At 70.2% G+C, this 4849-nt stretch carries 5 protein-coding genes and 1 pseudogene; all 6 read right to left on the bottom strand.

The window, feature by feature from the left end; translation table 11 throughout:
• Nucleotides 1-112: hypothetical protein (locus tag AC1D2E_RS34655; protein ID WP_478201601.1), on the bottom strand; the 112-nt coding region annotated here is incomplete at its 3' end.
• 52 nt (nt 113-164) lie between these two features.
• The gene (gene eda / locus AC1D2E_RS34650; RefSeq protein WP_478201600.1) at nt 165-794 is read right to left on the bottom strand and encodes a bifunctional 4-hydroxy-2-oxoglutarate aldolase/2-dehydro-3-deoxy-phosphogluconate aldolase; all 630 of its coding nucleotides are present in this window, start codon (nt 792-794) and stop codon (nt 165-167) included.
• Nucleotides 791-2695, bottom strand: a complete 1905-nt coding sequence (gene edd, locus AC1D2E_RS34645) for a phosphogluconate dehydratase (RefSeq protein ID WP_478201599.1) — start codon at nt 2693-2695, stop codon at nt 791-793. Before edd ends, eda begins: the two co-directional genes overlap by 4 nt.
• An 81-nt stretch (nt 2696-2776) precedes the next feature.
• Nucleotides 2777-3994 (bottom strand): ROK family transcriptional regulator, encoded by a 1218-nt coding sequence (locus AC1D2E_RS34640; RefSeq protein WP_478201598.1) that lies wholly within the window; start codon nt 3992-3994, stop codon nt 2777-2779.
• A gap of 147 nt (nt 3995-4141) precedes the next feature.
• Nucleotides 4142-4597, bottom strand: a complete 456-nt coding sequence (locus AC1D2E_RS34635) for an RbsD/FucU family protein (RefSeq protein ID WP_478201597.1) — start codon at nt 4595-4597, stop codon at nt 4142-4144.
• 161 nt (nt 4598-4758) lie between these two features.
• Nucleotides 4759-4849 (bottom strand): annotated as a pseudogene (locus AC1D2E_RS34630) (sugar ABC transporter ATP-binding protein); the annotation flags it as partial.

The raw sequence follows: 4849 nt of genomic DNA, 5'->3' as shown, positions 1-4849 counted from the left end.
GCGGAAGATCACCGTCGCGGTGGCGGAAGTACAGGGCCGGCAGCAGCTTGCGCATGGCGAGGTCGCCGGTGCCGCCGAACAGCAGCAGATCGAATGAATTGACTTGGGGCATTGAAGAATCCTTGGGTTGCGTCGCGGCTGCGCGCGAAGTCGTCGCTCGGGGTTCAGGCGGTCTGGCCGAGACGCGCGGTGTCCCGTGCCAGCGCGGTGATGCGGCCCCAGTCGCGAGCGGCGACCGCGTCGCCCGGCGTCAGCCAGGAGCCGCCGACGCAGGCGACGTTGGGCAGGGCCAGGAAATCCGGCGCCGTGGCGGCGCCGATGCCGCCGGTCGGGCAGAAGCTCAACTCGGGAAAGGGCCCGCCCAGGGCCTTCAGCATGCCCACGCCGCCGGCCTGCTGCGCCGGGAAGAGCTTGAGTTCGGTGAAGCCCGCCGCGCGCGCGGCGATCACGTCCGAGGGCGTCATCACGCCGGGCAGCAAGGGCAGCGAGCTGTCCCTGGCTGCCGCGATCAGCTCCGGCGTCAGGCCCGGACTGACGCCGAACAAGGCCCCGGCCTTGACCGAGGCGTCGAAGTCCTCCGGCCGCGTGATCGTGCCGACGCCGATGATCGCGCCTTCGACCTCGTTGGCGATGGCCTCGATCGCCTTCAGCGCCACCGGCGTGCGCAAGGTCAGCTCGAGCACCCGGACGCCGCCGGCCACCAGCGCGCGTGCCAGAGGCACCGCGTCTTCCAGTCTGTCGATGACGATGACCGGGATCACCGGCCCGGTGCGCATGATGCTCAGGATGTTCATTTCGTGGCTCCTTGTGCAAATACAAAATGGTCGTGAACGGGCGCGACGTGCGCCGCGGTGGCCGACGTGCCGGGCTCGACCGCGTGGAAGGTGATCGCGCCCTCCTCGGCGCCGAGCGCATGGGCGCGAAACGCCGCGAACAGTTCGCGGCCCATGCCGTGGCGGGACTCGCCGAGCTCGGCGACGGCCGGCTGGCGCGACTGCCACTCGGCGGCGGCGACACGGGCCTCGAGCACGCCGCGCTCGCCGTCCAGCACGATCGGGTCGCCGTCGCGCACCCGCGCGAGCGGCCCGCCCGCCAGGCACTCGGGCGTGACGTGGATCGCCGCCGGCACCTTGCCGGAAGCGCCGGACATGCGCCCATCGGTGACCAGCGCGACATGGAAGCCCTGGTCCTGCAGCACGCCCAGGATCGGCGTGAGCTTGTGCAGCTCGGGCATGCCATTGGCGCGCGGTCCCTGGAAGCGCACCACGGCGACGAAGTCGCGCTGCAGCGCGCCGCGATCGAAGGCGGCGATCACCGCCTCCTGCGTGTCGAACACGATCGCCGGCGCTTGCACCACGCGGTGCTCGGGCTTGACCGCCGAGGTCTTGATGACGGCGCGGCCGAGGTTGCCAGTGAGCAGCTTCAGCCCGCCGTCGAGGCTGAAGGGTGCCGATGCCGGCGCCAGGATGGCGGCATCGGCGCTGGCGCGCGGCGTGTCGCGCCAGGCCAGCCGGCCGGCGTCGTCCAGATGCGGCTGCTGGCGATAGCGCGCCAGGCCGCCGGCGCCAGCCACCGTGAGCGTATCGCCGTGCAGCAACCCGGCGTCCAGCAGCTCGCCGATCACGTAGCCCATGCCGCCGGCGGCGTGGAACTGATTGACGTCGGCCTYGCCGTTCGGGTAGACGCGGGCCAGCAGCGGCACCGCCTCGGACAGGTCCCGGAAGTCGTTCCAGTTGATGAGGATGCCGGCGGCGCGCGCGATCGCGACCAGGTGGATCGTGTGGTTGGTCGAGCCGCCCGTGGCCAGCAGGCCGACGATGGCATTGGCGATCGCGCGCTCATCGACCACGCGGCCGATGGGCGTGTACGCGCTGCCCCCGGCCGTGATCTCGACCGCCCGGTGCGCCGCCGCCGCGGTCAGGGCGTCGCGCAGCGGCGTGCCCGGATTGACGAAGGCCGCGCCCGGCAGGTGCAGGCCCATCACTTCCATCAGCATCTGGTTGCTGTTGGCCGTGCCGTAGAAGGTGCAGGTGCCCGGTGCGTGGTAGGACTTCTCTTCGGATTCGAGCAGCGCGTCGCGGCCGACCTCGCCCTTGGCGTAGCGCTGCCGCACGCGYGCCTTCTCGTCGTTGGAAATGCCCGAAGGCATCGGCCCGCCGGGCACGAAGATCGTCGGCAGGTGGCCGAACTGCAGCGCCCCGATCAGGAGGCCGGGGACGATCTTGTCGCAGATGCCCAGGCACAGCGCGGCATCGAACATGTTGTGCGAGAGCGCCACCGCGGTGGCCATCGCGATCACGTCGCGGCTGAAGAGCGACAGCTCCATGCCGGGCTCGCCCTGCGTGACGCCGTCGCACATCGCCGGCACGCCGCCGGCGAATTGCGCGGTGGCGCCCACCTCGCGCGCCGCCTGCTTGATGAGGGCCGGGAAGCGCTCGAAGGGCTGGTGCGCCGACAGCATGTCGTTGTAGGAGGAGACGATCGCGATGTTGGGCTGGCGCAGCTCGCGCAGCATGATCTTGTCGCCGGCCGGCGCCGCGGCAAAGCCGTGGGCCAGGTTCGTGCAGCCGAGGGCCTGTCGGACCGGGCCCTTGGCGCGGGCTTGTTCGAGGCGGGCAAGGTAGGCCGCGCGCGGTGTCGCGCTGCGGTCGCCGATGCGGTCGGTGACCGCGGCCAGCACTGGATGAAGACGCATCGAAGGCTCCTTGATAAAGCGGGTCCCGGCCTCAGGCGCGCGACACCGGGGATGGAAATTCAGGTTGACGCGGCGATCGGATCAACGATCGAGTTTGAGAAACAGGTTGCGATCGGGGGCGAAGTTGGCGTAGAGCGGCAGCAGTGCGCCGCCGATCGCGCCCGCATCGGCGCCCATCGTTCCGCCCAGGACCTCAGGGCGGGAGACGCCTTCCCAGTTGCAGCGATCGAGCGCGACGCCAAGCTCCGCAAGCAACGCCGCAAGCATCTCCCTGCTGAACGATCCGTCGATGACCACGCCCTCGAGGTCGAGCAGCGCGGCAGCGCCGTTGATCGCCATCGCGAGCGCCGGGGTCGCCTGCGACATCCACTTGCGCGTCACGGGCAGCCAGGGAGAGGCGACCGCGCGCGAGTCCGCCAGGGCGCCGACATCGAGTCCGGCCTGCGCAACCATCGACTCCAGCGTGAACAGCGACGCCACGTTGAGCACCTGGCGCGGCACGGTGCCGCTGGCGTCGCCCGGGGCGAGCGGCATCGACCCGACAGCGCCCGCGTTGCCGGACCCTCCGCTGCGCAGGCGACTGTYGATGACCAGCCCGCCGCCGACGAATGTGTCGACGTAGATATAGAGAAAGCTGCGGATGCTGCGTCCGCGCCCGGACACCAGTTCGGCCACGCAGGCCGCCGCCGTGTCCTTGACCAATTCGACGGGCAGCTTGGTCATTGCCGTCACCTGCGCGCGGATGTCGATCGCGTTCCACTTGCCGGCCTGCTCCGGCGCCACGCCAAGCAGCGATTGCCAGCCGCCGAGCGACAAGGGGGCGGCGATGCCGACGCCGTGCAGCAGTTGGGCGCGCTTGGGGCCGAGCGTCTTGCGCAGCGCCTGGATGCGGGCCCGGATCTCGTCGAACAGGGTGTCGGGATCGGGGAACTGATAGTCGAGCGTGAGGCGCTCGCGGACCTGCGCGGCGAAGTCGACCAGCAGCACATCGAGGCTTCGCCGCCCGATCTTGATGCCGATCGAATACGCGCCGTCCGGGTTCAGCGCCATCGGTATCGAAGGTTGGCCGATCCTGCCGCGCAAGGGTGCGTGCTTGAGCACCAGGCCGTCAGCCTCCAGCCTTGCGATGATGAGTTGCACCGTCTGCGCGGTCAGGTTCGTCAGCCGTGCGATCTCGGCCTTCGGCAGCGCGCCGTGGAGGCGGATCGCCTGCAACACCACGCGCTCGTTGAACTGGCGCGTGCCCAGGTTGTTGGAGCCGCGCGGCCGCAGCCTGGCGGCGGTCTCTGCTGTGTTCACTGGAATACCTTCGTGCTTCGCACTGCGGTGCGAGCTTGCTTGGGGCGGCCCGGCGCGGCGCTCATACGAGCCCCCACGCTCGGCACTGCGTGTCCTCGCTGCCCCCCGAGGGGGTGCGAGCTTGCTTGGGGCGGCCCGGCGCGGCGCTCATGGCAACAGGTCGTGAGCGATCACGCCTTTCTTGAGCAGGAAATTGGCGAACGGTTGCATTTCCCCGGTTTGCACGATGGCGTAGGCGCGCGAGACGCGCTCGTAGAAGGCAAATCGCTCCATGGCCTCGCATTGCGCGTCGCCCGCATCGCCGCTCGCCTGCATTCGGGCGATCACGTCGCGCTGCAATGCGCTGCGATAGTCCTCGGGCTTGCCGCTGACCTGCATGTACGCGACCGGCTGCGCCACCGCCGCGTCCAGCGGCAGCACCGAAAGCACCGCCGCGCAGGCCTCGCGCATGCCCACGCCGGGCAACCGCACGATCGGCTTGCCGCGGCCCAGCGACTCGGCCGTGAAGTTGGCGTCGGCCAGCACGATCTCGTCGCCATGGCCCATCTCGCAAAGCACCTTGAGAAGATCGGGGCTGAGGAGGGGGTCGATGTTCTTCAGCATGGGCGATTCCTCATTGCGTAACCTCCGTGCTGCGCACTGCGGTGCGAGCTTGCTTGGGGCGGCCCGGCGCGGCGCTCATACGAGCCCCCACGCTCGGCACTGCGTGTCCTCGCTGCCCCCCGWGGGGGTGCGAGCTTGCTTGGGGCGGCCCGGCGCTGCGCTCATGCCAGGCATTCGGCGGGCAGTTGCTCGGGCGGCAGCGCGCCGGTCATGACCGCGACGGTGTCGCTCATGCTGATCTTCTTGGGGTGT

It is taken from the genome of Variovorax sp. P1_H2, assembly GCF_056405295.1.
This window is presented reverse-complemented; position numbering and strand designations above follow the sequence as displayed.

Bases quoted from the DNA above. Each gene is read 5' to 3' on its own strand.
- AC1D2E_RS34635 (WP_478201597.1), bottom strand. From the start codon at position 4,597: ATGCTGAAGAACATCGACCCCCTCCTCAGCCCCGATCTTCTCAAGGTG.
- eda (WP_478201600.1), bottom strand. From the start codon at position 794: ATGAACATCCTGAGCATCATGCGCACCGGGCCGGTGATCCCGGTCATC.